At 71.3% G+C, this 26,214-nt stretch carries 23 protein-coding genes; 21 read left to right on the top strand and 2 right to left on the bottom strand.

What is annotated here, in order from left to right; genetic code table 11:
- The 21 genes from OHA84_RS08145 to hemC all read left to right on the top strand — a co-directional run bounded on the left by OHA84_RS08145 (position 1) and on the right by hemC (position 23,017).
- The gene (locus OHA84_RS08145; protein ID WP_053676595.1) at positions 1–1,824 is read left to right on the top strand and encodes an AGE family epimerase/isomerase; all 1,824 of its coding nucleotides are present in this window, start codon (positions 1–3) and stop codon (positions 1,822–1,824) included.
- 37 nt (positions 1,825–1,861) lie between these two features.
- Positions 1,862–2,212 (top strand): STAS domain-containing protein, encoded by a 351-nt coding sequence (locus tag OHA84_RS08140; RefSeq protein ID WP_053676594.1) that lies wholly within the window; start codon positions 1,862–1,864, stop codon positions 2,210–2,212.
- On the top strand, positions 2,209–4,356 hold the full coding sequence (glgX, locus tag OHA84_RS08135; RefSeq protein ID WP_234349930.1) for a glycogen debranching protein GlgX: 2,148 nt from the start codon (positions 2,209–2,211) through the stop codon (positions 4,354–4,356). Before OHA84_RS08140 ends, glgX begins: the two co-directional genes overlap by 4 nt.
- A gap of 16 nt (positions 4,357–4,372) precedes the next feature.
- Positions 4,373–4,684: an STAS domain-containing protein gene (locus tag OHA84_RS08130; protein ID WP_053676593.1), complete on the top strand. Its 312-nt coding sequence runs from the start codon at positions 4,373–4,375 to the stop codon at positions 4,682–4,684.
- A 14-nt stretch (positions 4,685–4,698) separates the two neighbouring features.
- Positions 4,699–5,154, top strand: coding sequence for an anti-sigma regulatory factor (locus OHA84_RS08125; protein WP_063839467.1), 456 nt, complete (start codon positions 4,699–4,701; stop codon positions 5,152–5,154).
- Positions 5,136–6,395 carry a PP2C family protein-serine/threonine phosphatase gene (locus tag OHA84_RS08120; protein ID WP_266951456.1) on the top strand — a complete coding sequence of 420 codons (1,260 nt, stop codon included), beginning with the start codon at positions 5,136–5,138 and terminating at the stop codon, positions 6,393–6,395. The genes OHA84_RS08125 and OHA84_RS08120 overlap by 19 nt, the downstream gene beginning before the upstream one ends.
- The gene (locus tag OHA84_RS08115) at positions 6,396–7,142 is read left to right on the top strand and encodes a MinD/ParA family protein (RefSeq protein ID WP_053676591.1); all 747 of its coding nucleotides are present in this window, start codon (positions 6,396–6,398) and stop codon (positions 7,140–7,142) included.
- Positions 7,143–7,211: 69 nt separating this feature from the next.
- Positions 7,212–7,952 carry a type 1 glutamine amidotransferase domain-containing protein gene (locus tag OHA84_RS08110; RefSeq protein WP_266972397.1) on the top strand — a complete coding sequence of 247 codons (741 nt, stop codon included), beginning with the start codon at positions 7,212–7,214 and terminating at the stop codon, positions 7,950–7,952.
- A gap of 32 nt (positions 7,953–7,984) precedes the next feature.
- Positions 7,985–9,469: an aldehyde dehydrogenase gene (locus OHA84_RS08105; RefSeq protein ID WP_053676589.1), complete on the top strand. Its 1,485-nt coding sequence runs from the start codon at positions 7,985–7,987 to the stop codon at positions 9,467–9,469.
- 31 nt (positions 9,470–9,500) lie between these two features.
- Entirely contained in the window at positions 9,501–10,106 is a 606-nt protein-coding gene (locus OHA84_RS08100) for an NADPH-dependent F420 reductase (protein WP_053676588.1), read from the top strand.
- Positions 10,097–10,645 carry a (2Fe-2S)-binding protein gene (locus OHA84_RS08095; protein ID WP_266972400.1) on the top strand — a complete coding sequence of 183 codons (549 nt, stop codon included), beginning with the start codon at positions 10,097–10,099 and terminating at the stop codon, positions 10,643–10,645. Before OHA84_RS08100 ends, OHA84_RS08095 begins: the two co-directional genes overlap by 10 nt.
- 5 nt (positions 10,646–10,650) lie before the next feature.
- On the top strand, positions 10,651–13,056 hold the full coding sequence (locus OHA84_RS08090) for a xanthine dehydrogenase family protein molybdopterin-binding subunit (protein WP_266951463.1): 2,406 nt from the start codon (positions 10,651–10,653) through the stop codon (positions 13,054–13,056).
- The gene (locus OHA84_RS08085; protein ID WP_053676585.1) at positions 13,053–13,874 is read left to right on the top strand and encodes a xanthine dehydrogenase family protein subunit M; all 822 of its coding nucleotides are present in this window, start codon (positions 13,053–13,055) and stop codon (positions 13,872–13,874) included. The genes OHA84_RS08090 and OHA84_RS08085 overlap by 4 nt, the downstream gene beginning before the upstream one ends.
- Before the next feature lie 29 nt (positions 13,875–13,903).
- The gene (locus OHA84_RS08080) at positions 13,904–15,160 is read left to right on the top strand and encodes an MFS transporter (protein WP_371591331.1); all 1,257 of its coding nucleotides are present in this window, start codon (positions 13,904–13,906) and stop codon (positions 15,158–15,160) included.
- Positions 15,157–16,650 carry an ATP-binding protein gene (locus tag OHA84_RS08075; protein ID WP_266972404.1) on the top strand — a complete coding sequence of 498 codons (1,494 nt, stop codon included), beginning with the start codon at positions 15,157–15,159 and terminating at the stop codon, positions 16,648–16,650. The genes OHA84_RS08080 and OHA84_RS08075 overlap by 4 nt, the downstream gene beginning before the upstream one ends.
- Before the next feature lie 13 nt (positions 16,651–16,663).
- Entirely contained in the window at positions 16,664–17,005 is a 342-nt protein-coding gene (locus tag OHA84_RS08070; RefSeq protein WP_266972406.1) for a nuclear transport factor 2 family protein, read from the top strand.
- A gap of 82 nt (positions 17,006–17,087) precedes the next feature.
- Positions 17,088–17,735 (top strand): TMEM175 family protein, encoded by a 648-nt coding sequence (locus OHA84_RS08065; protein ID WP_053676581.1) that lies wholly within the window; start codon positions 17,088–17,090, stop codon positions 17,733–17,735.
- 72 nt (positions 17,736–17,807) lie between these two features.
- Positions 17,808–19,097, top strand: coding sequence for a transposase (locus OHA84_RS08060; protein ID WP_266951471.1), 1,290 nt, complete (start codon positions 17,808–17,810; stop codon positions 19,095–19,097).
- Complete coding sequence (locus OHA84_RS08055) at positions 19,097–20,308, top strand: XdhC family protein (protein ID WP_266972409.1); 1,212 nt, start codon at positions 19,097–19,099, stop codon at positions 20,306–20,308. Before OHA84_RS08060 ends, OHA84_RS08055 begins: the two co-directional genes overlap by 1 nt.
- A gap of 145 nt (positions 20,309–20,453) precedes the next feature.
- On the top strand, positions 20,454–21,896 hold the full coding sequence (locus OHA84_RS08050) for a GuaB1 family IMP dehydrogenase-related protein (protein ID WP_053676578.1): 1,443 nt from the start codon (positions 20,454–20,456) through the stop codon (positions 21,894–21,896).
- A gap of 191 nt (positions 21,897–22,087) precedes the next feature.
- Positions 22,088–23,017 (top strand): hydroxymethylbilane synthase, encoded by a 930-nt coding sequence (hemC, locus tag OHA84_RS08045; RefSeq protein ID WP_266972412.1) that lies wholly within the window; start codon positions 22,088–22,090, stop codon positions 23,015–23,017.
- 39 nt (positions 23,018–23,056) lie between these two features.
- On the opposite strand, the gene OHA84_RS08040 is transcribed toward hemC, so the two are convergent.
- Both OHA84_RS08040 and OHA84_RS08035 read right to left on the bottom strand, forming a co-directional pair.
- Positions 23,057–24,319 carry a sensor histidine kinase gene (locus OHA84_RS08040; RefSeq protein ID WP_053676576.1) on the bottom strand — a complete coding sequence of 421 codons (1,263 nt, stop codon included), beginning with the start codon at positions 24,317–24,319 and terminating at the stop codon, positions 23,057–23,059.
- Entirely contained in the window at positions 24,316–26,046 is a 1,731-nt protein-coding gene (locus tag OHA84_RS08035; protein ID WP_053676575.1) for a cation acetate symporter, read from the bottom strand. Before OHA84_RS08035 ends, OHA84_RS08040 begins: the two co-directional genes overlap by 4 nt.
- Positions 26,047–26,214 lie beyond the last annotated feature (168 nt).

Raw genomic sequence — 26,214 nt, 5'->3', positions numbered from 1 at the left:
ATGGCGGATGCCGTGAGCTTCTCCTTCTCCGACACCATCGCCGGTTACGTCAGCCGCTTCGACTCCGGAACCCGGCTGCTCGGCCTGAAGACCGCGGACGGCCGCGCCTTCGAGGTGTCGCTGGCCGGCGACCCTAGCGCCGAACTGGTCCGCAACCTCGACGAGCCCTACGTCGACGCCTCCGGGCACCTCGACGAGATGCTCTCGCCCGGCCGCTTCCTCTACGTCTACGGCATCCACTACCCCGAGCACGGAGGCCGGTTCGACGCCAAGCGGCTGGTGTTCCTCGGACGCGGCGCGGAGGACTACCGGTTCGAGGAGCCGAGCTGGTGGATCAAGCAGATCGAGTCGCTGGCCACCTTCTACCGGCGCGCGCAGTTCGGCGACGGCCCGGTGGACTTCACCGAGTACCGCACCGAGATCCGCCTCGGCGGGGACAAGACGGCCAGTCATGTCCAGGAGACCGACACGATCTCCCGCCTGGTCTACGGCATGGCCTCGGCCTACCTGCTGACCGGCAAGGACGAGTACCTGGAGGTCGCCGAGCGCGGCACCGAGTACCTGCGCAAGCACATGCGGGTCGTGGACAGCGAGGAGGACGTGGTCTTCTGGTACCACGGCATCAGCGTGGACGGGGACAGCGAACGCAAGCTGTTCACCTCGGAGTTCTCCGACGACTACGACGCGATCCCGATGTACGAGCAGATCTACGCCCTGGCCGGCCCGATCCAGACCTACCGGATAACCGGCGACGTCCGGATCAAGAACGACGCCGACGCCACCATCCGGCTCTTCGACAAGTTCTTCCACGACCCGGAGCAGGGCGGCTACTACTCGCACATCGACCCGATCCTCTTCAGCGCCGACCACGAGTCGCTGGGGGAGAACGCGGAGCGCAAGAACTGGAACTCGGTCGGCGACCACGCGCCCGCCTACCTGATCAACCTGTACCTGGCGACCGGCGAGCAGAAGTACGCCGACTTCCTGGAGTACACCTTCGACACCATCGCGGACCGCTTCCCGGACTACAAGAACAGCCCGTTCGTCCAGGAGCGCTTCCACCGCGACTGGTCGGCCGACACGGAGCACAGCTGGCAGCAGAACCGCGCCGTCGTCGGTCACAACCTCAAGATCGCCTGGAACCTGATGCGGATGAACTCGCTGAAGGCCAAGCCGGCCTACGAGGAACTGGCGCGCAGGATCGGCGACATCATGCCGGCCGTCGGCAGCGACGTGCAGCGCGGCGGCTGGTACGACGTGGTCGAGCGGACCAGGTCCGGCGACGAGGAGACACACCGTTTCGCCTGGCACGACCGCAAGGCCTGGTGGCAGCAGGAACAGGCGATCCTCGCCTACCTCATCCTGAACGGCACCGTCGGCGGGGACGCGTACCGGCGCGAGGCCCGACAGGCGGAGGCCTTCTACAACACTTTCTTCCTCGACCACGATGAGGGCGCCGTCTACTTCAACGTGCTGGCCGGCGGCACGCCGTACCTCCTCGGCACCGAGCGCCTCAAGGGCAGCCACTCGATGTCGATGTACCACTCGGCGGAACTCTGCTACCTCTCCGCCGTCTACAACAACCTGCTCGTCAACGGTCGGGAGATGGACTTCCACTTCCAACCCGACCCCACGAACCTGCCCGACCGCGTGCTGCGCGTCTCGCCCGACCTGCTCCCCGCGGGATCCGTGGCCGTCGCGTCCGTCGAGATCGACGAGAAGCCGTGGACGGACTTCGACGCGGACGGCCTGACCGTCCGCCTGCCCGACGTCCAGGGACGGGTCAAGGTCAAGGTACGGCTCCGGCCCGTCACCCAGAAGTAGCGCTCAACGGGGGGCGCCCCGACACGAGGGGAAGACAATGACACTGAGTGTGAAGGAACGTCGGAACAAGACGGCCACCGTGCTCGTCGCCACCGGCGAGATCAACAGCGAGACCTCGGGCGCACTGCTCCAGGCCCTGCTGCCGCTGGTCCGCGAGGGCCGGCCACTGCGCATCGACCTCACCGCCGTCGACTACGTCTCCAGCGCGGGTCTGCGCACCCTGCTCGTCGTCTACCGCGAGGCGCAGCACGCCGGCGTCGCGGTGACCCTGTACGGGGTGAGCGAGGAGGTCCGGTTCGTCATGTCGGCCACCGGCTTCCTCGACTTCTTCTCGGCCGGCGAGGCCGCGGCCGCCGAGGCCAAGGCCAAGGCGAAGGCCGCGCGATGACCGAGTCCCGGTCCGAGCAGGTGCTGCGCGTCGACGCGTACCCGACCCACGAGGTGGGCGGGTACCGCGTCCGGGCGGGCAAGCCGTTCCCCTTCGGGGCCAACGTGGTCCCCGGCGGGGTCAGCTTCTCCGTCTTCTCCGACCAGGCCACCTCCATGACCCTGGTCCTGTTCCGGCGCGGCGAGCCCGAGCCGATGGCCGAGTTGGAGTTCCCGGAGGAGTTCCGCACGGGCAGCGTGTTCGCCATGACGGTCTTCGGCCTCGACCACGAGAACATCGAGTACGGGTACCGGGCCGACGGCCCCTACGACCCCGTCACCGGGCACCGCTTCGACGCCCGCCAGATCCTCTCCGACCCCTACGCCCGGCTGATCGCCGGCCGCGACGTGTGGGGCGTGGAACCCGACCGGGGCCGCGGCTACCAGTACCGCTCGCGGGTCTGCCTCCAGGACTTCGACTGGGCGGACGACACCCCGCTGCGGATCCCCGCCGAGGACCTCGTCGTGTACGAGGCCCACGTGCGCGGCTTCACCCGACACCCCTCCTCGGGGGTCACCGCCCCGGGCACCTTCGCGGGGCTGCGCGAGAAGATCCCGTACCTGAGAGAACTCGGGGTCAACTGCATCGAGTTGCTGCCGGTGTTCGAGTTCGACGAGAGCGACAACCCGCGGAGCAACCCGGAGACGGGCGAGAAGCTCTACGACTACTGGGGCTACAACACCGTGTCGTTCTTCGCGCCCAAGGCCGGCTACGCGGCCACCGGACGCTACGGGATGCAGGGCGACGAGTTCCGGACCCTGATCAAGGACCTGCACGCCGCCGGCATCGAGGTCATCCTCGACGTCGTCTTCAACCACACCGCCGAGGGCAACGAGCAGGGCCCGACGATCTCCTTCAAGGGGCTCGACAACGCCACGTACTACATGCTCACGCCCGAGGGGTACTACTTCAATTTCAGCGGCACCGGCAACACCGTCAACTGCAACCACCCCGTCGTGCGCAACTACGTGCTCGACTGCCTGCGCCACTGGGTCGCCGACTACCACATCGACGGCTTCCGCTTCGACCTCGCCGCCATCCTGGGCCGGTCCGCGGACGGCACCCCGCTGCCCAACCCGCCGCTGCTGGAACTCCTCGCCTACGACCCCGTCCTGCGCCACACCAAGCTCATCGCCGAGGCCTGGGACGCGGGCGGCCTCTACGAGGTCGGCAACTTCCCGGCGTACGGCCGCTGGGCGGAGTGGAACGGCAAGTACCGCGACACCGTGCGCAGCTTCCTCAAGGGCGATCCCGGGGTGACCGGGGAACTCGCCACCCGCATCGCCGGCTCGCCCGACCTCTACTCCGGGCGCGGAACCTCCGCGTCGGTCAACTTCCTGACCGCGCACGACGGTTTCTCGCTCGCCGACCTGGTCTCCTACAACGACAAGCACAACGAGGCCAACGGCGAGGGCAACAACGACGGGGGCAACGACAACGCCAGCTGGAACTGCGGCGTCGAGGGGCCGACCGACGACCCGGGGATCAACGCTCTGCGCGAACGCCAGATGAAGAACGCCCTCGCCATCCTCTTCACCAGCCAGGGCATTCCGATGCTGCTGTCCGGGGACGAGGTCGCACGCAGCCAGCAGGGCAACAACAACACCTACTGCCAGGACAACGAACTCTCCTGGTTCGACTGGGACCAGGTCGACGAGAACGCCGACCTGCTGCGGTTCACGCGCGAGATGATCGCCTTCCGCAAGCGCCACCGTGAGCTGCGCGCCACCGTCCACCCCACCGGCCGCATGCGCGACGGCCTCGGTCTGCCGGACATCAGCTGGCACGGGGAGCGGGCCTGGCAACCCGACTGGTCCGGCGACGCCCGGCTGCTGGCGGTCGCCCGCTGCGGCACCGGCGACGACGACGTGGTGTACGTGGCCATGAACGCGCACTGGGAGTCGCACGACCTGGAACTGCCCGCCCTGCCGGGAGGCCGGAGCTGGCACCTGTTCGCCGACACCGGCAACGAGGCGCCGTACGACATCCGCACCCCCGGGGCGGAGCAGGAACTCGACAACGCCGGCAAGTACCTGATCGGCCCGCGCTCGGTGGTGATCCTCGTGGGCCGCGCGAACGATCCCGAGACGACCGGGACCCTCTGACCGAAGGAGACCTGACATGCCGCTTTCCGTGTCCCTGAGCATCGAGGGCGACACCACCGTGATCGAACTGACGGGCGAGCTGGACGCCAAGACCGCACCGGAGTTCCACCAGACCATCGAGAAGGCCGCCGGTCACGGCACCAGCACCGTCGAGATCCGGATGGCCGGCGTCGGCTACATGGCGAGCGCCGGACTGCGCTCACTGGTCTTCGCCCAGCAGAAGGTCGCCGACCACGTCACCATCAAGGTGGTCGGCGCCATCGAGCCCGTCTCCCGGACCATCCGCACGGCCGGACTGGACCGGAGCATCATCCTCACCGATGAGTGACGGCCGTGGGTGACATGGTCGAACTGGCGAGGAAGCCCTGTGTGCTGGAGGTGCCCGCGACGGTGGGGGCACTGGGCGACATCGCCGCGTTCGTCCTGCGGCTGGCCGGCCGGGCCGGGCTCGGCAAGAGAGCCACGTACCGGATCCGGCTGGCCGTGGACGAACTGGCCACCAACATCGTGATGCACGGATACCGGGGCGGCGACGGACGGATCACCGTCCGCGGCTGCTCCGGCCCGGACGGGGTGCGGATCGTCATCGAGGACACCGCGCCCGCGTTCGACCCCGTCGCAGGGCGCCTGCCTCCCGCCGCCGGGGTCCCCCCGCAGCGGCGGCGGGTCGGCGGCCTCGGTATTCATCTCGCGCTGACCAGCGTGGACGCATACCACTACGCCCGCAGGGACAGCCGCAACATCAGCACGCTGACCGTGAAGGCCGAGGGGACGGATCCATGCCCTCCACGACCGTGATCATCCTTGACGAGTACCCCCCGCCCCCGGCCGAACTGCTCGACGCGCTCAGGCTGATGGACGCGGAACCCGTCTCGCGCACGCTGTCGCAACTGCTGCACGACCGCCAGGAGACGCTGCCCGTCGCCGACGTGCTGCTCGCCCCGGCCGAGGCCGACGGGGAGTCCGTACGGGTGGCCGTGCGCAGGCTGCGCCGCCGGGCCGGCGCCCCCATCGTGGTCGTCTGGACGGTGGCCGGGTTCACCGCGCTGGAGGAACACGTGCGGCTCGGGCACGACTACCTGGTACCGCCGTTCCTGCCGGCCCTGGTCGGGGCCCGACTGCACAGCTGCTCCGAGCGCGCCGGACTCGGACGAACCCTGCGGGAGGCCGACGCCCGCGCGGAACTCATGGGATACGAGAAGGAGTTGGAGATCGGTCGGGAGATCCAGGCGGGCTTCCTGCCCGAATCGCTGCCCGTCCCGGACGGCTGGGAGATCGACGTCTGCTTCCGGCCCGCACGCCAGGTCGCCGGGGACTTCTACGACGTTTTCGAACTCTCCCGGGGGCGCCGCCTCGCCGTCGTCGTCGCCGACGTCTGTGACAAGGGTGTCGGCGCGGCCCTCTTCATGGCGCTGATCCGCTCACTGCTGCGGCACACCGCCGAGAACAGCGGCCTCCAGCACCTGATGGCGGCGGGCCGCACCGGAGGGGGCCGGCGCACCCCCGTCGTCGGCGCCACCCCCCTGCTCAACGCGGTCACCGCCACCAACGGCTACCTCACCCGCAACCACCTCAGACAGGGGTACTTCGCCACCCTGTTCTTCGGCGTGCTCGACCCGCTCACCGGGAGCCTCGTCTACATCAACGGCGGCCACAACCCGCCCCTGCTGCTCTCCGGCTCGGGCGACGTACCCGTCCCGCTGGACGTCACCGGACCGGCCGTCGGGGTGCTGCCCGACTGCGTCTACACCCTCGGCTACGCCCAGGTGAACCCCGGCGACACCCTCTTCGTCTTCACCGACGGGGTGCCTGAGGCGCGCTGTCCCGACGGGGCCTTCCTCGGGGACGCGCGCATGCTCGAACTGCTCGCCGGCCCCCCGGTGAGCGGCAAGGACACGGTCGAGCGGATGGACCGGGCGGTACGCGAGCACACCGGCACCGCCGAACAGCACGACGACGTCACCATGCTGGCCCTGCACCGGCCACGTGCGGCGCGGGGGCCGCACGTGGACGGCGCCGGTCACAGGGTGGTGGCGTAGATGACCCGGACCATCGCGGCGCACTCGCACCGCGGCGGCACCGGGAAGTCCTCGGCCCTGGCCAACCTCGCCCTGCTGATCGCGGCCGGGGGGCGCCGGGTGGGGGTGGTCGACACCGACATCCAGTCGCCCACCCTGGACCTGCTCTTCCGACTGCCACCCGGCGCGGGCTCGCTCGCCGACTACCTGCTCGGACGCTGCGAGATCGAGGCCGCGGCCCAGCGGACCCGACTGCCCGGGCTGTACGTCGTGCCGGCCCGGACCGGGACCCCGGCCCTGCGCGAGCTGATGTCCACCGGGTACGACGTGGGGCTCCTGCCGGAGGGCTTCGACCGGCTGGCCGGGCACTTCGCGCTCGACGTGCTGCTGCTCGACACCCACGCCGGCCTCAACAACGAATCGGTGACCGCGATGGCGAGCGCCGACGTGGTGATGATCATGGCGCGGGCGGACCGGATCGACCTCTCCGGGGTCGAGGAGACCATCGCCCTCGTCGGCCGGCTGGCCTGCCGGCGAGCCCTGGTCCTGAGCATGGCGCCCGAGGGCATCGACCGGGCCGCGGTCCGACGGCGGGCCGAGGACGTCTACGGGGCGCCGCTCGCCGGAATCCTTCCGTATGTGCCGGAAATGGCGGCGCTCTACGGAGAACGCATATTTGCAGAAGCCCATCCCGACCACTCCCTGGTCGGTGAATTCCGCGCGATCCTGTCGGCGTTGGACGCACGTGACGAAGTATCACGGGCCTGACGCCTTCCCCTTACGCCTCCAGCAGGGGGCGTGTTGAATCGGCAGCGAATCCAGAACTAGGAGAGAATCATGAAGATTCTCGTCGTCATGACGGCAAAGGCCACGCTTCATCTGCTGGACGGGGAACAACACCCCTCGGGATTCTGGGCCGAGGAATTCGTGGTTCCCCATGAGCTGTTCCGGGCCGCGGGTCACACCGTGGACGTGGCGACGATCGGTGGAGTGGCCCCCACCGTCGACCCGACCAGCATCGACCCGCAGTTCCTCCAGTGGGTCCGCCCGGCGGGCTCCCCGAACGAGGACGCGGCCAACGCCGCCGAGTACGTCCGGGTCATCGAGGCGACCGACCAACTGCGACACCCCCTCGCGCTGGAATCCCTCGGCGAGAAGGACATCGCGCAGTACGACGGCGTCTACGTCAGCGGTGGTCACGGAGCCATCGGCGACCTGCCAAAGTCCGACGAACTCGCGCAGATCCTGCGCTGGGTCATCGCCCAGGACAAGCCGCTCGCCACCGTGTGCCACGGCCACACCGCGCTCCTCGCCCTGCGCGACGGCGAGGGCCGCTGGCCCTTCGAGGGCTACCTGATGACCGCCTTCTCGCACAGCGAGGAACTGGTCACCAACATGGCCGGCCGGCTCCCGCTGATCCTGGAGGTCGAGCTCACCAGGCTCGGCGCCCGGTACGAGAAGGCCGAGGCGATCTGGGACTCGCACGTGGTCGTGGACCGCGGGCTGACCACCGGCCAGAACCCGTACAGCTCGAAGGCCCTCGCCGAGACGTTCTTACAGCAGCTCGCGAAGGGCTGACACGCCCCCGCACACGACACCGGAAGGCAGCCATGACCAAGCGCGAGCTGAGCGGCAAGCCCCTGGCCAACCCCGGGAAGCTGTTCATCGGCGGCCAATGGGTCCCGGCCCGGGACGGCCGTACCGAACCGGACGTGAGCCCCGTGGACGGGCAGGAGATCGTGCCGGTGGCCCAGGCCGCCGCCGCCGACGCGGACGCGGCCGTGGCCGCCGCCCGCAAGGCGTACGAGGAAGGGCCCTGGAGCAGGCTGTCCGCCCAGGAACGCGCGCTGCGACTGAACCGGGTCGGTGAACTCATCGAGCGGGACCTGGAGGAGATCGCGCTGCTGGAGACGGTGGACATGGGGAAACCCTTCGCCTTCTCCAGCACCGTCGACGCCCCGATGGCCGCACAGCTCATGCACTACTACGCGGGCGCGGTCACCCGGGTGGACGGTTCCTCCCGGGCGCCGGCCGGCGGACAGCTCGCGTACACCCTGCGCGAACCGCTGGGAGTGGTGTGCGCCATCACCCCCTTCAACTTCCCGCTGCTGCTCTCGATGACGAAGATCGCCCCGGCCCTCGCGGCCGGGAACACGGTCGTCCACAAGCCCTCCCCGGCCACCCCGCTCACCGCGCTGAAGATCGCGGAGCTCTTCCAGGAGGCGGAGATCCCGGACGGGGTGCTGAACGTCATCACCGGTCCGGGGGTGGAACTGGGGGAGACCCTCACCGACCACCCGGACATCGACAAGATCGCCTTCACCGGCTCGACCGTCGTCGGCCAGGCCATCATCCGCAAGTCGGCCGGCACCCTGAAGAAGGTGACGATGGAACTCGGCGGCAAGTCCGCCAACATCGTCTTCGCCGACGCCGACCTCGACGCCGCCGAGGAACTCGCCTTCTTCGGCATCTACTACAACAAGGGCGAGATCTGCACCGCCGGCTCCCGGTTGCTCCTGCACCGCCCCATCCACGACGAGATGGTCGAACGGCTGGTCCGCCGGGCCGCCGCCCTCAAGCCCGGAGACCCCCGCGACCCCGAGACGCTGTTCGGTCCGCTGGCCCACCGCGGCCAGTTCGACAAGGTCAGCTCCTACATCGAGGTCGGCGAGAAGGAGGGCGCGATCCTGCGCACCGGCGGCGCCGGCTGGACCCCCGAGGGCGCCTCCAGCCAGGGCCTCTACTTCCTGCCGACCGTGTTCACCGGCGTCGACAACGGCATGCGCATCGCCCAGGAGGAGATCTTCGGCCCGGTCCTGTCGATCATCCCCTTCGACACCGAGGAGGACGCCGTGCGCATCGCCAACGACAGCGCGTACGGACTCGCCGCCGGTGTCCACACCAAGGACCTGCGGCGCGCCCACCGGGTCGCCTCGCAGATCAAGGCCGGCACGGTCTGGGTGAACTGCTACAACCAGTACGACCCCTCCGTGCCGTACGGCGGCTACAAGGCCTCCGGATACGGCCGCGAGTGCGGGCCCGAATCCCTGGAGAGCTACACCCAGACCAAGTCGGTCTGGATCGGCATGGACTGATCGACCCACCACCGTTCACGGAGGAGCGTCAATGAGGACAGGCGTCATCGGCACCGGGCGGATCGGTTCGACACTGGCCCGGATCCTCGTGGCCGCGGGCCACGAGGTCGTGTTGGCCAACGCGCGCGGACCGCGCTCGCTCGACCCCCTGATCGCCGAACTCGGCCCGACGGCCTCGGCGGCGCACCCCGCCGAGGTGGCCGCCCGGGCCGAGGTCACGGTGCTGATGGTCCCCTTCGAAGCCGTCCGCGGACTGCTGTCCCAGGACGCCGTCCGGGACACCGTGCTCGTGGACGCCACCAACGCCTTCGGCGGACCGGACACCCCCCGCGACCCGGCCCGGGGATCCAGCGAACTCGTCGCCGAGTGGTATCCCGGCGCCCGGATCGTGAAATCCCTCAACACCATGCATTTCGAGACCCTCGCCGTCGCCGGCACCGCGGGAGGCGAGCGTCTGGCCCATTTCACCGCCGGCGACGACGAAAAGGCGAAAGGAATCGTCGCGGGAATCATCACGGATCTGGGATTCGTGCCCGTGGACACCGGACCGCTCCATTCCGGAGGAATTCTCCAACAGCCCGGCGGTCCGCTCTTCGACAAGCCGCTCACGGAAGCGCAGGCGCTCGCATGGATCTGACACTGAATGTCAACGGAAGACCCAGGGAATTCACCGCCGAGCCGAACGAACTCCTCGTGGAGCGGCTCCGCGACGGCCTCGGACTGACCGGCACCAAGGTCGGCTGCGACACCGGACAGTGCGGCTCGTGCGTCGTGCGACTCGACGGCAGGTCCGCGAAGAGCTGCCTGGTCCTCACCGTCGCCGCCGCCGGCTCCGAGGTGACCACCATCGAGGGCGTCGCCACCCCGGGCGGCGAACTGACCGGCCTCCAGGAGGCCCTGCGGCAGGAGCACGGCACCCAGTGCGGCTTCTGCACGCCCGGCATGGTCATGGCCCTGGGCGAACTCGTGGAGAACACGGCGGACGGCGACGCCCCCACCGAACCCGAGATCCGCGAGTGGCTCACCGGGAACCTGTGCCGCTGCACCGGCTACCACGGCGTCGTGCGCGGCGTGCAGCGCGCCTGCGCCTCGGCCCGGGCCGCGGCCCCCGGGACGGACGCCGTCTGCGACGCCATGGCCGACGCCGTGACCGCCGCTTCCGGACAGGAGGGTTGAGGGAGATGACCGCAGCGACGGGGGAGAGCGTCCTTCAGGGACAGGGAGTGCTCGGTCGACCGTTGGACAGCCGCGAGGACCCGCACCTCCTGCGCGGCGAGGCCAAGTACGTGGCCGACATCGACCTGCCCGGAACGGCCCACATGGCCATCCTCGGCAGTCCGGTGGCCCACGCCCGGATCCTCTCGATCGACACCAAGGCCGCGGAGCAGCTCCCGGGCGTCCTGAAGGTGGCCACGGCCGCCGACTTCACCGACGTGATGCCGCTGCCCTGCATCTGGATACCCGGCGGGGTGGAGAGCCACTTCCCGCCCCACCCCTACGGACTTCCCGGCGCCCGCCCGGTACTGACCGGCGACGCCGTCCGGCACGTCGGCGACCCGATCGCCGCGGTCGTCGCCGAGACCCCGCGCCAGGCCGCCGCCGCACTGGCCGCGATCGACGTGGAGTACGAGCCGCTGCCCGTGGTCACCCGGGCCGACGAGGCCCTCCGGGAGGGCGCGCCCCAACTGCACGAGGCCGTCCCCGGGAACCTGAACGCGTACTGGACCTGCGGCGACAAGGACCGCACCGACGCGGCCATCGCCGCGGCCGAGGTCACCGTCGAACTGGACCTGGTCAACCAGCGCACCATCAACAGCCCCATCGAGCCCCGCGGCGCGGTAGGCGACTACGACCCCGCCACCGGCGAGTACACCCTGTACGCCTCCACCCAGGGCCCGCACAACCACCGCTTCCTGCTCGCCGCGCTGGTCCTCGGCATCCCGTTCAACAAGCTCCGCGTCGTCGCCCCGACCGTCGGCGGCAGCTTCGGCACCAAGGGCTACCTGTACCCCGACATGCCGCTCGTCCTGCTGCTCTCCAAAGCGCTGGGCCGGCCCGTGAAATGGGTGGACACCCGCACGGGGCTGATGAACTCCACCGTCCAGGGCCGCGACCACCGCCAGCACGTGACCCTCGCCGGCACCCGCGACGGCCGGATCACCGCCGTGCGGGCCACCAGCCACGCCAACCTGGGCGCGTACCCCTCCACCATCGGCCCCGGCGTCGCCACCGCCCTGATGGGCCGCTCCATCAGCGGCATGTACGACATCGACGCGGCCTTCTGCGAGGTCTACGCGGCCTTCACCAACACCGTCCCGCTCGGCGCCCAACGCGGCAGCGGGCGCGCCGAGGCGGCCTTCCTGATGGAACGCCTCGTCGACCGGTACGCGTCCGAGATCGGCATGGACCCGGCGGCCGTCCGCCGCAAGAACCTGGTGCCGAAGGAGAAGTTCCCGTACGACAACGGGCTCGGCTGGACCTACGACTCCGGGGACTACCGGCTGAACTTCGACCGGGCCATCGAACTGTCCGGCTACGCCGACATGCCCGCCCGCAAGACCGAGGCCCGCGCCCGCGGCAAGCGCCTCGGCGTCGGCATCGCCTCGTACGTCGCGGTCTGCGGGGTCGGGCCGTCCACCCGGATGTCCAAGGAGGGCATGCTCGGCGGCACCTGGGAGAGCGCGAACATCCGCGTCCACCCGACCGGCGAGGTCACCGTCACCGTCGGCTCCGCCTCCACCGGCCAGAGCCACGGCACCGTCTTCGCGCAGGTCGCCGCCGACGAACTCGGCATAGACCCGGACACCGTCCAGGTCTACGAGGGCGACACCCTCAAGGCCCCCTACGGGCAGGGCACCTACGGGTCCCGTTCCTACAGCATGGCCGCGCCCGCCATCGCGCTCACCGCCCGGAAGATCAAGAGCAAGCTGGTCAAGGCCGGCGCGGTCTTCCTCGGCGTACCGGAGGAGAAGGTCGTCTACGCGGGCGGCAAGGTGTACGAAGAGGGCAACGAGGAGAACACCAAGACCTTCGCCGAACTGGCGATGGCCATGTGGTACGGCTGGGGACTGCCCCCGGAGATCGAGCCGGCCCTCGACGAGACCACCCACTTCGACCCGCCGGACTTCAACTACCCCTTCGGCACGCACGTCGCCGTCGTCGAGATCGACGAACTGACCGGCGAGACCGAGGTCGTGGCCTACACCGCCGTCGACGACGCCGGCAACATCGGGAACCCGAAGGTGGTGCTCGGCCAGATCGAGGGCAGCATCGTGCACGGGCTCGGCCAGGCCCTGATGGAACACGCCGAGTACGACGAGAACGGCCTGCTCCTCAGCTCCGACCTGGGCCACTACGCCCTGCCGAGGGCCTTCGACGCGCCGTTCTTCTCCCTCGACAAGACCACCACCCCGTCCCCGCACAACCCGCTCGGAGCCAAGGGGGCCGGCGAGATCGCCACGGTCCCGCCCGCCGCGGCCGTGGTCAACGCCGTCGTCGACGCGCTCTCCGACCTGGGCGTCATCCACATCGACATGCCCGTCACCCCCGAGAAGGTCTGGCGCCGCCTGAGAGGGGAAGCCCGGTGATCCTCACCGAATTCGACTACGTACGGCCCGTCGCCCTCGACGAGGCCCTGACCCTGCTCGCCGGCGCCCCGGGCGCCCGGGTCCTCGCCGGCGGCCAGAGCCTGCTGCCCGACCTGCGCTCCGGCGCCGACCGGGCCCGGCTGCTGGTCGACGTACGGCACCTGGAGGAACTCCGGGGCATCGCACGCACCGCCGACGGGCTGCGCATCGGAGCGCTGACCACGCTCGCCGAACTGGCCGCGCACCCGCTGGTGTCGGCCGAGGCACCCGAGCTGGCGGCCGCCGCCCGCGCCAACGGCGACCCCCAGGTCCGCAACCTGGGGACCGCCGGCGGGAACCTGGCCGCCGGCGGACGCGCCACCGACCTGCCGGTCGCCGCCATCGCCGCGGGCGCCGTCGTCGAACTCGCCGGCCCCGCGGGCCGCTCCACCCTCCCCGCCGAGCGGCTCGCCGTCTCCGGGGTGCCCGACGGCGCGGTGATCACCGCACTGCTGCTCCCGCCCGGCGGGCGGGCCGCCGCCTTCGAGAAGGCCCCGGACCGCGCCACCCGCTACCCGCTGTGCGCCGTCGCCGTACGGATCACCCCGGACGGGCCGCGGATCGCGGTCACCGGGGCCACCGCCCGCGCCCTGCGCCCGCGCGGCGTCGAGGAACGGCTGCGCGAAGGCCCGTACACCGCGGACACCGTCCTCGCGGCGTTCCGGGCCGAACCCCGGGAGCTGTTCGTCCCGGGACGCGGCACCTCGGCCGAGTACCTCGGCCACCTCGCGGGAGTGCTCACCGCCCGCGCCCTGGCGAGGGCCCAGGCACTCGCCTGACCACCGCACACCACGGGGGAGTTGACGCAGTGGCCGAACCGACCGAGACGACCGCGGGGGACATCGTGCAGCCGACCGGCCCGCCCGCCCGAGCGACAACGGGCCCCGGCTTCCGCGTGGTGGGCGCGATCCTCGTCCTGCTGATGCTCTCCTCCTCCGTTCCCTCCGCCCTCTACGTGCTCTACCAGCAGCGGTGGGGCCTGTCCTCCGGCACCATCACGGTGGTCTTCGCCCTGTACGCCGTCACCGTGCTCGGCGGACTCCTGCTGTTCGGGTCGCTGTCCGACACCCTCGGACGGCGCCCCATGCTCGGCGCCGCACTGATCCTGGCGATCGTCTCCATGGCCCTGTTCGCCGGGGCCCAGGGACTGGCGCTGCTGCTCGCCGCCCGCGCCGTGCAGGGCCTGGCCGTGGGCCTGGCCACCGGCGCCATGGGCGCCGCCCTGCTGGAACTCACCCCGCCCTCGCGGCCGGCGCTCGGCGCCCAGGTCAACAGCGCGGGACCGACCGTGGGCATCGGACTCGGCGGGCTCGGGGCCGGGCTGCTCGTCCAGTACGCGCCCGCCCCGACCGTGCTGAGCTACCTCCTGCTGATCGGCGCGTTCGCCGTCACGCTTGCGGGCGTGGTCCGGATGCGTGAGAGCGCTCCCGGGGCCGGTGGGCGGTTCCGCGTGGTCCCGCACCGGATCCGGGTGCCGGCCGCCTCCCGCGGCCGGTTCGCCGTGCTCGTCCTGACCATCGTGGCCGTCTGGTCCGTCGGCGGCTTCTACCTCTCGCTCGGGCCGCACCTGGCCCTGTCCCTGCTCCGGAGCACCAACTACCTCGTCGGCGGAGCCACCGTGGCCCTGCTCGCGGGCGCCGCCACCGGCGCCCAACTGCTCCTCGGCCGCACCGAGGCGCTGCGCACCGCCGTGCTGGGACTGTGCGGACTCCTCGCCGGGCTGGCCCTGGTCCTGCTGGCGCTGGGTCTCGGTTCGGCGCCGGTGTTCCTCGTCGCCACGGCCGTCCTCGGCTGCGGCTGGGGCGCGGCCTTCCTCGGCTCCTTCCGGGCGCTCAGCGCCCTGGCGGACCCCGCACACCGGGGCGAACTGACCGCCGCCGTCTACGTCTTCGCGTACCTCGCCATGAGCGTCCCGGCGGTCCTCGCCGGAATGCTGACCAACATCCACGGACTGCACCGCACCTCGGTCGGCTTCATGGCCGCCGTCGCCGGGGTGTGCGCCCTGGCCCTGATCGTCACCCTGCGGCTGTCCGCCCGCGTCAGGGCCGAGGGGAGCACACCGTGAACACCGGACCGTGGAACACCGCGGAACTGCGATCGGCCCTGCACGAACTGGAGATCTTCGAAGGACTCACCGGGGAGCAACTCGACTGGCTGGTGTCGGTCTCCGAACCCCGCGTCCTCGCCGACGGGCAGATCCTCTTCCGCGACGGCGACGAGGCCACGTGCTTCCACGTCCTGCTCGCCGGCGGGCTGGTCGTCACCAAGGTGGTCGACGGGCGGGAGGAGGTGCTCACCCGACACTCGACCGAGGAGGAGAGCGCGGCGGCCGAGGAACACGACGGCAAGCCCACCGCCGCGCACCGGTTCACCGGGGAACTGCCGCTGCTGACGGACGGCTCGTACGTGGCGACCGCCGCCGCGAGCGGACCGGCGACCACCGTCGTCGGCTACCCGAAGGCGGTCTTCTTCGAGATGCTGACCCGCTGCCACGGGGTGGCCGCCGTACTCATCCCCGTGCTGGCCTGGCGGATCAAGTCCTCCGAGGTACAGGCCCGCAAACGGGCCACGGTGGAGGCGCTCGGCACCCTCGCCGCGGGACTCGCGCACGAACTGAACAACCCGGCCGCCGCCGTGGCCCGGGCCGCGCAGGAACTGGCCCCCGCCCTGGAACGGCTGACCCTCACCGCCCACGCCTGGGGCGCCGCCGCCGACGGAGCCGAGCGCGCCGTCCTCGACCGACTGGCCGAGGAACTGGACAAACTGCCGCCGACGGAGACCAGCGACCCTCTGGCCCAGGCCGACGACGAGGAGGAGATCGCCGACTGGGCCGAGGACGCCGGCGCCGAACGGCCGGGTCTGCTCGGGTCAGGCGTCTCCGACCTCGGAGTGGGGCGGGCCTGGTTGTGGTCACGACTGGAGGGGATCGGCGAGCCCGCCCTGCCCGCCGCCCTGGACCATCTGGCGGCGCTGCTGGAGATCCGGTCGCTGGCCGCCGAGCTGCGGGCGGCCGGTCCGCGGATCTCCCAACTCGTGGCGGCGACCCGCGACTACGCCAATCTCGACCGGGCCCCCGAGCAGCGCTTCGCGGTGACCGAGGGACTGGAGAACACGCTGGTCGTGCTGCGCGCCAAGCTCGCCGGCATCACCATCGTGCGCGCGTACGGCGAGGAACTGCCCGAACTGACGGGCTATCCAGGAGAGTTGAACCAGGTATGGACCAACCTGGTCGACAACGCCGCCGAGGCCATGGACGGCGCGGGCACGCTCACGCTGCGCGCCTTCGCCGAGGGCGTCTGCATGGTCGTGGAGATCATCGACACCGGCCGGGGCATCCCCGAGGACGTCCTGCCGCGGATCTTCGAACCCTTCTACACCACCAAGGACGTGGGCAAGGGCACGGGCCTGGGGCTGCACCTCAGCTACCGGATCGTGACCCAGCGCCACCACGGGTCGATCGCGGCCCGCTCCCGCGTCGGCGAGACCCGGATGGTCGTCCGGCTGCCGCTCGCCACGCCGCCGGCATCAACCGCCGCGCGGAACCTCACCAGTTGAAACGGAGTCGAACATGCCCAAGTACGACATCGCCACACTGCACCCGGTCTTCGTCCGCCAGATGGAGGCGCTGGCCGCCCTGGACATCGAAGCGGTGATGAAGAACTACACCGACGACGCGGCCCTGTTGCGCTTCGAGGCGACCGCGGTGGGCATCGAGGCCGTTCGGGAGGCGCTCACCGGCTATCTCACCCTCAAGCCCACCCTGGTCGAACTCCAGGAGTACATCGAGACCGAGGACACCATCTTCTACCGGGCGATCATGAGCCTCGACGGCGAACCGGAGCACGCTTTCGGGACACTCGTGGTCCGCGATGGCCGGATCTGGCGCCAGACCGCCGGATTCGGCGGCTGAACCCGAATATCTGGGTAGCGTGTGCGGGGAGGGCGCGACGGCGCCCTCTCCGCATGTTCGACCGAATGGCAAAGGGGAGGTCATGGAACGCGAAACCGCGCGGGTCGAGGCATTCAGTGACGGCGTATTCGCCATCGTCATCACGATCCTTGTTCTGGAACTAAAGGTTCCGGAGGAAACCGGAAGCGACTTCTGGCACGGTGTCGGGGAGCAGTGGCCGCACTACGCCGCATACGTGGTGAGTTTCCTGATCATCGGCGTCATGTGGGTCAACCACCACACGATCTTCAGTCACCTCAAGCGCGTCGACCGACCGCTGTTGTTCCTGAACCTCCTGGTGCTGATGGTGGTGTCGGTGATCCCCTACACCACCACCGTGCTCGCCGAACACCTCGTCGAGGAAGGCGGTTCGGCCAACGCCGCAGCAGTCCTCTACAGTTCCATCACCGTGCTCTACGCCTTGGCCTTCCTGGCCTTCTGGTGGTATGTCACACGGGTCGGCCACCTGTTCCACGAACGCGTGGACAAGGAGGGCGCGCGGGCGACCCGGATGCGGTTCGGCCTCGGCGCGATCGCGTATCCCCTCACAGTGCTCTTGTCGTTCTACTCCGCACCACTCACTCTTGTCGCACACTTCCTGATCGCGCTCTACTACGCGGCGAACCAGATCCCCATCCCGCTCGTGGTAGAGGAAGAGCGGCTCGAAACCGCCGGCGACCTCAGGAAGTAGCCGTCTCGGCCTACGGCCGTTCTTCGCGGTCAAGTAGGGTATTGGATCTAGCTGGTCGCGGGGGAGGCCCAGATGGCTCGCGTAGTCCTGCCGGAGGATTCCACGAAGGAAATCTCCGATTTGATCGACGTACTGATCTCGCTCTTCTTCGAGTCATTACCCCGGCGGGACCAGCGAAACTGGGCCCGCGTTTATCTGAATGGACTGGTGCGGACCACCGGGAAGAAAACAATCCGTAACATCGCCGGAACCGGGGCCAGTTCCGTCGAACAAAGTCTCCAGCAGTTCATCAGCAAATCACCGTGGGACTGGACCCCCGTCAGACGGTCCCTCGCACAGCACCTCGAACGGACCGCCCAGCGCCCCCTGGCCTGGGTGGTCCAGCCCATGGTCATCGAGAAGGCCGGCGACGCCTCCGTGGGCGTCGGCCGCCAGTTCGTCCCCCAACTGGGCCGCACCGCCAACTGTCAGCAGGCCGGCGGGATCTGGCTCGCCTCCAGCGAAGCAAGCTTCCCCGTCGAATGGACCCTCACCCTCCCCGGGCCCTGGACCAGTGAACTGCTGCGCCGCACACGGGCGGGCATCCCGGACACCGCACGCTCTCTCACCCCCGCACAGGACGCCGTACACGCCGTCCAGCGCATGGCCGCCACCTGGCAACTCCAGCGCCGCCCCGTGGTGATGGAGGTGTCCAACGCCGAACTGCCCTACTGCGTCGAGTCCTTCGCCCTCCAGGACATCCCGTTCGTCTTCAAGGTCGACGGGTCGCTGCCCGTCTCCTTCGGCGGCGCGGGCCGCCACAAACCCGGACCGCACACCGCGCCCGCCCGCGAACTCATCGACTCGCTGCGCTCCCAGCGGCGCGTCGTGGAATGGACCCGGCACGGCCGCACCGAGGGGGCGGTGACCCTGCTGACCTCCGCCGCCATCCTCGCCGGCGTCGCCGAGGACCGGCCGCCGCCGGCCCCGCCCACCCCACTGCTGCTCGTGGGAGCCTGGACGGAAGCCGCCCTGCTGCCGTCCGAGTTCTGGATCACGAACATCGGGGACCGGCCGCTCGCCCAGCTCTTCCTGCTCGCCAAACTCACCGACCGGGTCTCCCTGGACTTCGCCGAGACCTGCGAACCCGTCGGCATCCGCGACTTCGAGGGCCGCTCCTTCCGGGGCTGGCACCACCACGCCACCCTCGCGAGCGTCGCCCACGCCGCACAGCTGCTCGGCTGCGCCACCGGCCGGGCCCCCGAACCGCACACCCCCCTGCCCTACCCGGGGCCGCCGAGGACCCCCGGCCGGCCTCCCGCCGTACTGCCGCCGCGCCCCCTCATCCCCGGGCAGACCACAAGACGCGAGTACATCCGCTGATGCTCGACATCGCCGCGGAACTACGCGCGTGGTGTGCCGAGCGGCGGGAGTTCGCCCTGGCCACCGTGGTCGCCGTCAGCGGCAGCGCGCCGCGCGGACCGGGCGCCTCACTGGCCGTGGACGCCGCCGGCACCGCCCTCGGCTCCCTCTCCGGCGGCTGCGTGGAATCCGCCGTGCACGCACTGTGCCTCGACGCGATCACCTCCGGCGAAGGCGGCGTGCACCGCTTCGGCTACAGCGACGACGACGCCTTCGCGATCGGCCTGACCTGCGGTGGAGTCCTGGACGTGCTCGTCACCCCGGTGCGCGGACAGGACCCCCTGCGCCCCGTCCTGCGCACGGTCCTCGACGCCGCCGTCGGCGGGGCGCGGGCCGCGCTGGCCAGGGTGGTGGCCGGGCCGCCGGAACAGCTCGGTCGGGCGCTGGCCGTCCACGCCGACGGTTCCTACCAGGGCTGCCTCGGCGGCGCCCCGGCCCTCGACGAGAGCGCCGCGCGGCGGGTCCGGGCCCTCCTGCTGGCCGGGCGGACCGGCACCGCGGAGCTCGGGACGGCCGGCGGGCTGTGCGGAGAGCCGCTGACCCTGCTCGTCGAATCGGCCGCCGAACGCCCCCGGCTGATCGTCTACGGGGCCATCGACTTCGCCGCCGCCCTGGCGCGGATCGGTGCCTTCCTCGGGCACCGGGTCACCGTCTGCGACGCCCGGCCCGTCTTCACCACGCGGGCCCGCTTCCCGGACGCCGACGAGGTGATCGTCGACTGGCCGCACCGGCACCTCGCCGCGGAATGGGAGGCCGGGCGCCTGGACGCCCGTACGGCGGTCTGCGTACTGACCCACGACGCCAAGTTCGACGTCCCGCTGCTCGCCCTGGCCCTCGGGCTGCCCTTGGCCTACGTGGGAGCCATGGGGTCCCGGCGCACCCACACCGAGCGGGCCGGACGGCTGCGGGAGGAGGGGGTGACGGAAGCCGCCCTGGCCCGATTGCGCTCACCGATCGGCCTGGACCTCGGCGGGGGAACGCCCGAGGAGACCGCCCTGGCCATCGCCGCCGAGTTCACGGCGGTCCGGCACGGCGGATCGCTGTTCCCGCTCGCCGAGCGCCGAGGGCCCGTCCACCGGCGCCCGGCGGACCGCGGACCGTCCCCGATCGCAGGTCTCGAAGCCCCAGCCCGGACGCCCCGGCCCGCCCGGTTCGGGACCAACGTCCCGTAGGAAAGAACCACCCGGCCCGGTATGTCCTGGACGATCGACCCGGGCGGCACGAACAGCAGGACATGGGAGAATGAAGTACGTGCGTTTCCTCGGCTGCCCCGCCCGGGCATGACGGGCTCCTCCGAACGACTGGGATGTTCAGCACGTGCGTTTCCTCAATGACCTGAAGCCGCCGTACGACTTGACGTACGACGATGTGTTCATGGTGCCGAGCCGCTCCGCGGTCGGCTCCCGCCAGGCCGTGGACCTGTCCTCGCCCGACGGCACCGGCACCACCATTCCGCTCGTCGTGGCGAACATGACCGCCATCGCGGGACGCCGGATGGCCGAGACCGTCGCCCGCCGCGGCGGCATCGTCGTCATCCCGCAGGACATCCCCATCGACGTCGTCACCGACGTCATCTCCTGGGTGAAGACCCGCCACCACGTGCTCGACACCCCGATCACCCTGGCGCCCACCCAGACCGTCGCCGACGCGCTGTCCCTGCTGCCCAAGCGGGCCCACGGCGCCGGCATCGTCGTAGACGCCGACAACCGCCCGATCGGCGTAGTCACCGACCACGACCTCACCGGCGTGGACCGCTTCACCCAGCTCTCCGAGGTCATGTCGAAGGAGCTGCTGCTCATCGACGCCGACATCGACCCGCGCGAGGCCTTCAACAAGCTCGACGCGGGCCACCGCAAGCTGGCCCCGGCCGTCGACAAGGACGGCAGGCTCGTCGGGATCCTGACCCGCAAGGGCGCCCTGCGCGCGACCCTGTACACCCCCGCCACCGACGCTCGGGGCAAGCTGCGCATCGCGGCCGCCGTCGGCATCAACGGCGACTTCGCGGCCAAGGCCAAGCAGCTCCTCGACGCGGGCGTCGACACGATCGTGATCGACACGGCCCACGGCCACCAGGAGTCGATGATCAACGCGATCAAGGCCGTCCGCGCGCTGGACCCGCAGGTCCCGATCGTGGCGGGCAACATCGTCGCCGCCGAGGGCGTCAAGGACCTCATCGAGGCCGGCGCCGACATCATCAAGGTCGGTGTGGGCCCCGGCGCCATGTGCACCACCCGCATGATGACCGGCGTGGGCCGCCCGCAGTTCTCCGCGGTGATGGAGTGCGCGGCCGAGGCCAAGAAGTACGGCAAGCACGTCTGGGCCGACGGCGGCGTCCGCCACCCGCGCGACGTGGCGATGGCGCTGGCCGCCGGCGCCTCGAACGTCATGATCGGTTCCTGGTTCGCCGGGACGTACGAGTCCCCGGGCGACCTCCAGCAGTCCGCCGACGGTCGCTTCTACAAGGAGTCCTTCGGCATGGCCTCGGCCCGCGCGGTGCGCAACCGCACCTCCGAGGAGTCGGCCTACGACCGGGCCCGCAAGGCGCTCTTCGAAGAGGGCATCTCCACCTCGCGGATGTTCCTCGACCCGACCCGTCCGGGCGTCGAGGACCTGATCGACTCGATCATCGCGGGCGTGCGCTCCTCCTGCACCTACGCGGGCGCGGGCTCCCTCGCGGAGTTCGAGGAGAAGGCCGTGGTCGGCATCCAGTCCGCCGCCGGCTACGCCGAGGGCAAGCCGCTGCACGCCAGCTGGAGCTAGCCCACCCGCCCGACCGGCGCGTCCTTTCCGCGGCCCCGGGCCCGCCCCCTCCGGGCGGCCCGGGGCCGCGGGCGTCCGTGCGGCCCGGGGCGACGGGAGTCGCTGTGACCTTCCCGACCGGCTGTCTGCATCACCACCGCCCCGCCCCTCGTAGCCTGGTGACACCCCGTCAGGATCCGAGAGGCTCTTCTGTGACCACGTATCTCGTCGGCTCGCGCGCGAGCAATCTGGCCAGGACCCAGGTCCGCGAGTTCCTCGCCCCGCTGCGCGAACGGTTCCCCGACGTGGCGTTCACCCACCGGGTGATCCTCGAAGGCGGGGACCGGGACCGTCGCTCGCTCCTGGCCGATGTCTCGGCCGTCAGCGGCGGCTCGGCGTTCAGCAGCGAACAGGAGGCGGCGCTCGTCCGCGGCGACGTGGACGTCGTCGTGCACTCGCTCAAGGACCTGCCCACCGAGAACCCGGCCGGCCTGACACTGCTCGCGCCACCGGTCCGCGAGGACGTGCGCGACGCGCTCTGCGGATCCACGCTCGCCGGACTGCGCGAGGGGGCCCGCGTGGGCACCGGGTCCGCCCGGCGCAAGGCCCAACTCCTCGCCGTCCGACCCGACCTCGACGTCGTACCGATCCGAGGGAACGTGCCGCCGAGGCTCCGCAAGATCCAGACGGAGGGGCTCGACGCGGTGGTCCTCGCGGCCGCCGGTCTGCACCGGCTCGGACTGGCCGACGCCGTGGGGGAGTTCCTCCCGCTCCGGGACTTTCCCCCGTCGCCCGGACAAGGCGCGCTCGGCATCCAGGTCCGCGAGGAGTCCGACGCGCTGCGCGAGATCCTCTCCATCGTCGGCGACCCCGACACCGAGGCCCAGGTGCGCGCGGAGCGCGCCCTGCTCGCGGAACTGCACGGCGGGTGCAGCGTTCCCGTGGGAGCCCACGCGCGCACCGCACCCGACGGCACCCTCACCCTCCACGCCCAGGTCACCTCCCTCGACGGCCGCCGCAGGGTGTCGGGAACCCTCACCGGACCCGCGGACGCGCCCGAGAAGATCGGCGCCGCCCTGGCCGGTGAATTGATCGACGAGGGCGCCCGGGAGATCCTCGACGCGGTACGCGCCGCCCTCTGACGGTCGCGCCGCGCCCGAGTCGGAGCCGCCGGAGGCGGGTCAGTGCCGGTGCCGGCCCGGCGGCGGACCGGGTTCACCGGGCGCCGACGAGTGCACACCCGCCCGGTACTTGGGGATCCGCACGGTGATCTTCATGCCGGCGCCCACGCCGGTCTCGATGACGAGCCCGTACTCGTCCCCGTACACCTGCCGCATCCGCTCGTCGACGTTGGGCAGGCCGACGCCCGAGGAGGAGCCGGTCCGCTCCCCGGCCAGGATGCGCCGCAGCAGCGCCGGATCCATCCCGACCCCGTTGTCCTCGATGGTCAGTACGGCCTCCGAGCCCTCGTCCCGGGCCGCGATGGTGATCCGACACTCCTCGGTGGAGTCCTCCAGCCCGTGCTTGACCGCGTTCTCCACCAGCGGTTGCAGACACAGGAAGGGCAGCGCCACCGGCAGCACCTCCGGAGCCACCCGCAGCGTCACCTTCAACCGGTCGCCGAACCGGGCCCCCGCCAGGGCCAGGTACTGCTCGATGGAACGCAACTCCTCGGCCAGCGTGGTGAAGTCGCCGTGCCGACGGAACGAGTAGCGGGTGAAGTCCGCGAACTCCAGCAGCAGGTCCCGCGCGCGCTCCGGATCGGTCCGGACGAACGAGGCGATGGCGGCCAGGGAGTTGAAGATGAAGTGCGGGGAGATCTGCGCCCGCAACGCCTTGATCTCCGCCTCCATCAGCCGGGTGCGCGACCGGTCCAGCTCCGACAGCTCCAGCTGGACCGAAACCCAGCGCGCGACCTCCGTCGCGGCCCGCACCAGCACCGCGGACTCCCGCGAGCCGTACGCGACGAGCGCGCCCGACATCCCGTCCTCGCCGGTCAGCGGAGCGAACACCGCCCACTTCAGCGGACAACCCGGCTGCCGGCAGTCGGTGCGCAGGCTCACGCTCCGCCCCGACTCCAGCATCGCCGTCACCCGGGCCATCGCCCGCCGCTCGTGGTGATCGGCGCCCGGACCGTCCCAGGCCAACACCGCCTCCCGGTCGGTCAGACACAGCGCCTCCGTGCCGAGCAGCGACCGCAGCCGCCTCGCGGCCTTTCGGGCGGCGTCCTCGGTCAGGCCGGCCCGCAGCGGGGGAGCGGCCAGCGAAGCGGTGTGCAGCGTGTGGAAGGTGGCCCGCTCGACGGGAGTGCCGAGGTCGAGCCCCGACGCCCGGTCACCGCGCCGCGCGTGCCACCGCCCCCCGGCCCAACCCGACGCCAGCAGCAGCGCCGCGCCCGCCAGGGCCGGAGCCGCGAGCGCCACCGCGCCCAGGGTGCCCGTCACCGCGCGTCCCCGGCCCGGTGCCCGGCCACGTCCTCCGGCAGGTGCAGCCGGGCCAGCGTCGCCGCGGTACCCGCCGGGATCCGGGACCTCGTACCCAGCGACACCACCACCATCGTCAGGAAGCCCAGCGGCACCGACCACACCGCCGGCCAGGCCAGCAGGGTGTGCGCCCAGCCCGGCGCCGCCAACCCGCCGCGGGTCGCGACCACCGCGCCCAGCGCCGCCCCGCCCCCGGCGATCAGCCCGGCCACCGCCCCCGGCGGGGTCAGCCCGCGCCACCAGATGCCCAGTACCAACAGGGGGCAGAAGGAGGACGCGGACACCGCGAAAGCCAGGCCCACCGCGTCCGCCACCGGTACCGCCGTCGCCGCCACCGCGCCCACCAGCGGCACCAGCATCGCGACCACCACCGCGAGCCGGAAGCTGCGCACCCCGCGCCTGGGCAGCACGTCCTGGTGCAGCACCCCGGCCACCGCCATGGTCAGCCCCGAGGCCGTCGACAGGAACGCCGCGAACGCGCCCCCGGCCAACAACGCCCCCAGCAGCTCGCCGGGCAGCCCGCCCACCATCCGCGCCGGCAGCACCAGCACCGCGGCGTCGGCGTCGCCCGTCAACGCCAGCTCGGGCGTGTAGATCCGGCCCAGGGTCCCGTAGACCGGCGGCAGCAGGTAGAAGACCCCGACCAGCCCCAGCACCACCAGGGTGGTGCGCCGGGCGGTGCGCCCGTCCGGGCTGGTGTAGAACCGCACCGCGACGTGCGGCAGGCCCATCGTGCCGAGGAAGGTCGCCAGGATCAGCCCGTACGTGGCGTACAGCTGCTGTCCCCGCCGCTCCCCGGACAGCGGCTCCGACCAGCCGGCGGGGCCCGGGCCGGACTCCGCGCGGGCGTCGGGCACCCGGCTGTCCGGCGCGAACTCCAGTCGGGTGCCGGACCGTACCGAGTGCTGCCCGGCGGCCAGGACCAGCGACTCGCCCTCGACGGCGCGCCCGTCCACCCGACCGGTCACCGTCACGGCCAACGGCTCGTCCAACGCGATCCGCAGATCCTCGCCCACCGTCACGGCGGTGTGCTCACGGAAGACCGCCGGCGCGTCGAAGCCCGCGCGCGGGGCCCCGTCCCCGGCCCAGGCAGCGATCAGGAAGAAGGCCGGCACCAGCAGGGCGGTGAGTTTGAGCCAGTACTGGAACGCCTGGACGAAGGTGATGCTGCGCATCCCGCCGGCCCCCACCGCCGCCGTCACCACACCGGCCACGACCAGCCCGCCGACCCAGGTCGGCGCCCCGGTGAGGATCTCCAGCGTCAGCCCGGCACCCTGCAACTGGGGCAGCAGGTAGAGCCAGCCGACCCCGAGAACGAACAGCACGGCGATCCGCCGCACCACCTGCGACTCCAACCGGGCCTCGGCGAAGTCGGGCAGCGTGTACGCCCCCGAGCGCCGCAACGGGGCCGCCACCAGCACGAGCAACACCAGGTAACCGGCGGTGTAGCCGACCGGATACCAGAGCATCCGCGGCCCCTGGAGCAGCACCAGCCCCGCGATGCCGAGGAACGAGGCGGCGGAGAGGTACTCCCCGCTGATGGCCGCCGCGTTCAGGCGGGGACCCACGGTGCGGGAGGCGACGTAGAAATCGGAGGTGGTCCGGGATATCCGCAGGCCCAGCGCGCCGACGAGCACCGTGACCAGGACGACGACGGTGACCGCGGTCAGCGCGTACGTCTGGTTCACCGGGCGGTCCTTCGACGGGGAGATGCGGTGGGCGGCGGGGACTTTCGGAGTCTATGCAGCGCCCCGCACCGGCGAACAGGCGCGTTCCGGCACCTCCGCGAGGGATGCGCACCGCCGCGTCGGCGCCCTCCCCGTGCGGCGCGGGTCGGGGTGCACCGGGAGGGGGCC

This window comes from Streptomyces sp. NBC_00513 (assembly GCF_041431415.1).
Taxonomy (GTDB): domain Bacteria; phylum Actinomycetota; class Actinomycetes; order Streptomycetales; family Streptomycetaceae; genus Streptomyces.
The sequence above is the reverse complement of the archived record's forward strand: the minus strand, read 5'-3'. Positions and strand labels throughout refer to the sequence as shown.

Coding starts and splice junctions, on each gene's coding strand:
- OHA84_RS08145 (WP_053676595.1), top strand. CDS start 1: ATGGCGGATGCCGTGAGCTTCTCCTTCTCCGACACCATCGCCGGTTAC.
- OHA84_RS08140 (WP_053676594.1), top strand. CDS start 1,862: ATGACACTGAGTGTGAAGGAACGTCGGAACAAGACGGCCACCGTGCTC.
- glgX (WP_234349930.1), top strand. CDS start 2,209: ATGACCGAGTCCCGGTCCGAGCAGGTGCTGCGCGTCGACGCGTACCCG.
- OHA84_RS08130 (WP_053676593.1), top strand. CDS start 4,373: ATGCCGCTTTCCGTGTCCCTGAGCATCGAGGGCGACACCACCGTGATC.
- OHA84_RS08125 (WP_063839467.1), top strand. CDS start 4,699: ATGGTCGAACTGGCGAGGAAGCCCTGTGTGCTGGAGGTGCCCGCGACG.
- OHA84_RS08120 (WP_266951456.1), top strand. CDS start 5,136: ATGCCCTCCACGACCGTGATCATCCTTGACGAGTACCCCCCGCCCCCG.
- OHA84_RS08115 (WP_053676591.1), top strand. CDS start 6,396: ATGACCCGGACCATCGCGGCGCACTCGCACCGCGGCGGCACCGGGAAG.
- OHA84_RS08110 (WP_266972397.1), top strand. CDS start 7,212: ATGAAGATTCTCGTCGTCATGACGGCAAAGGCCACGCTTCATCTGCTG.
- OHA84_RS08105 (WP_053676589.1), top strand. CDS start 7,985: ATGACCAAGCGCGAGCTGAGCGGCAAGCCCCTGGCCAACCCCGGGAAG.
- OHA84_RS08100 (WP_053676588.1), top strand. CDS start 9,501: ATGAGGACAGGCGTCATCGGCACCGGGCGGATCGGTTCGACACTGGCC.
- OHA84_RS08095 (WP_266972400.1), top strand. CDS start 10,097: ATGGATCTGACACTGAATGTCAACGGAAGACCCAGGGAATTCACCGCC.
- OHA84_RS08090 (WP_266951463.1), top strand. CDS start 10,651: ATGACCGCAGCGACGGGGGAGAGCGTCCTTCAGGGACAGGGAGTGCTC.
- OHA84_RS08070 (WP_266972406.1), top strand. CDS start 16,664: ATGCCCAAGTACGACATCGCCACACTGCACCCGGTCTTCGTCCGCCAG.
- OHA84_RS08065 (WP_053676581.1), top strand. CDS start 17,088: ATGGAACGCGAAACCGCGCGGGTCGAGGCATTCAGTGACGGCGTATTC.
- OHA84_RS08060 (WP_266951471.1), top strand. CDS start 17,808: ATGGCTCGCGTAGTCCTGCCGGAGGATTCCACGAAGGAAATCTCCGAT.
- OHA84_RS08055 (WP_266972409.1), top strand. CDS start 19,097: ATGCTCGACATCGCCGCGGAACTACGCGCGTGGTGTGCCGAGCGGCGG.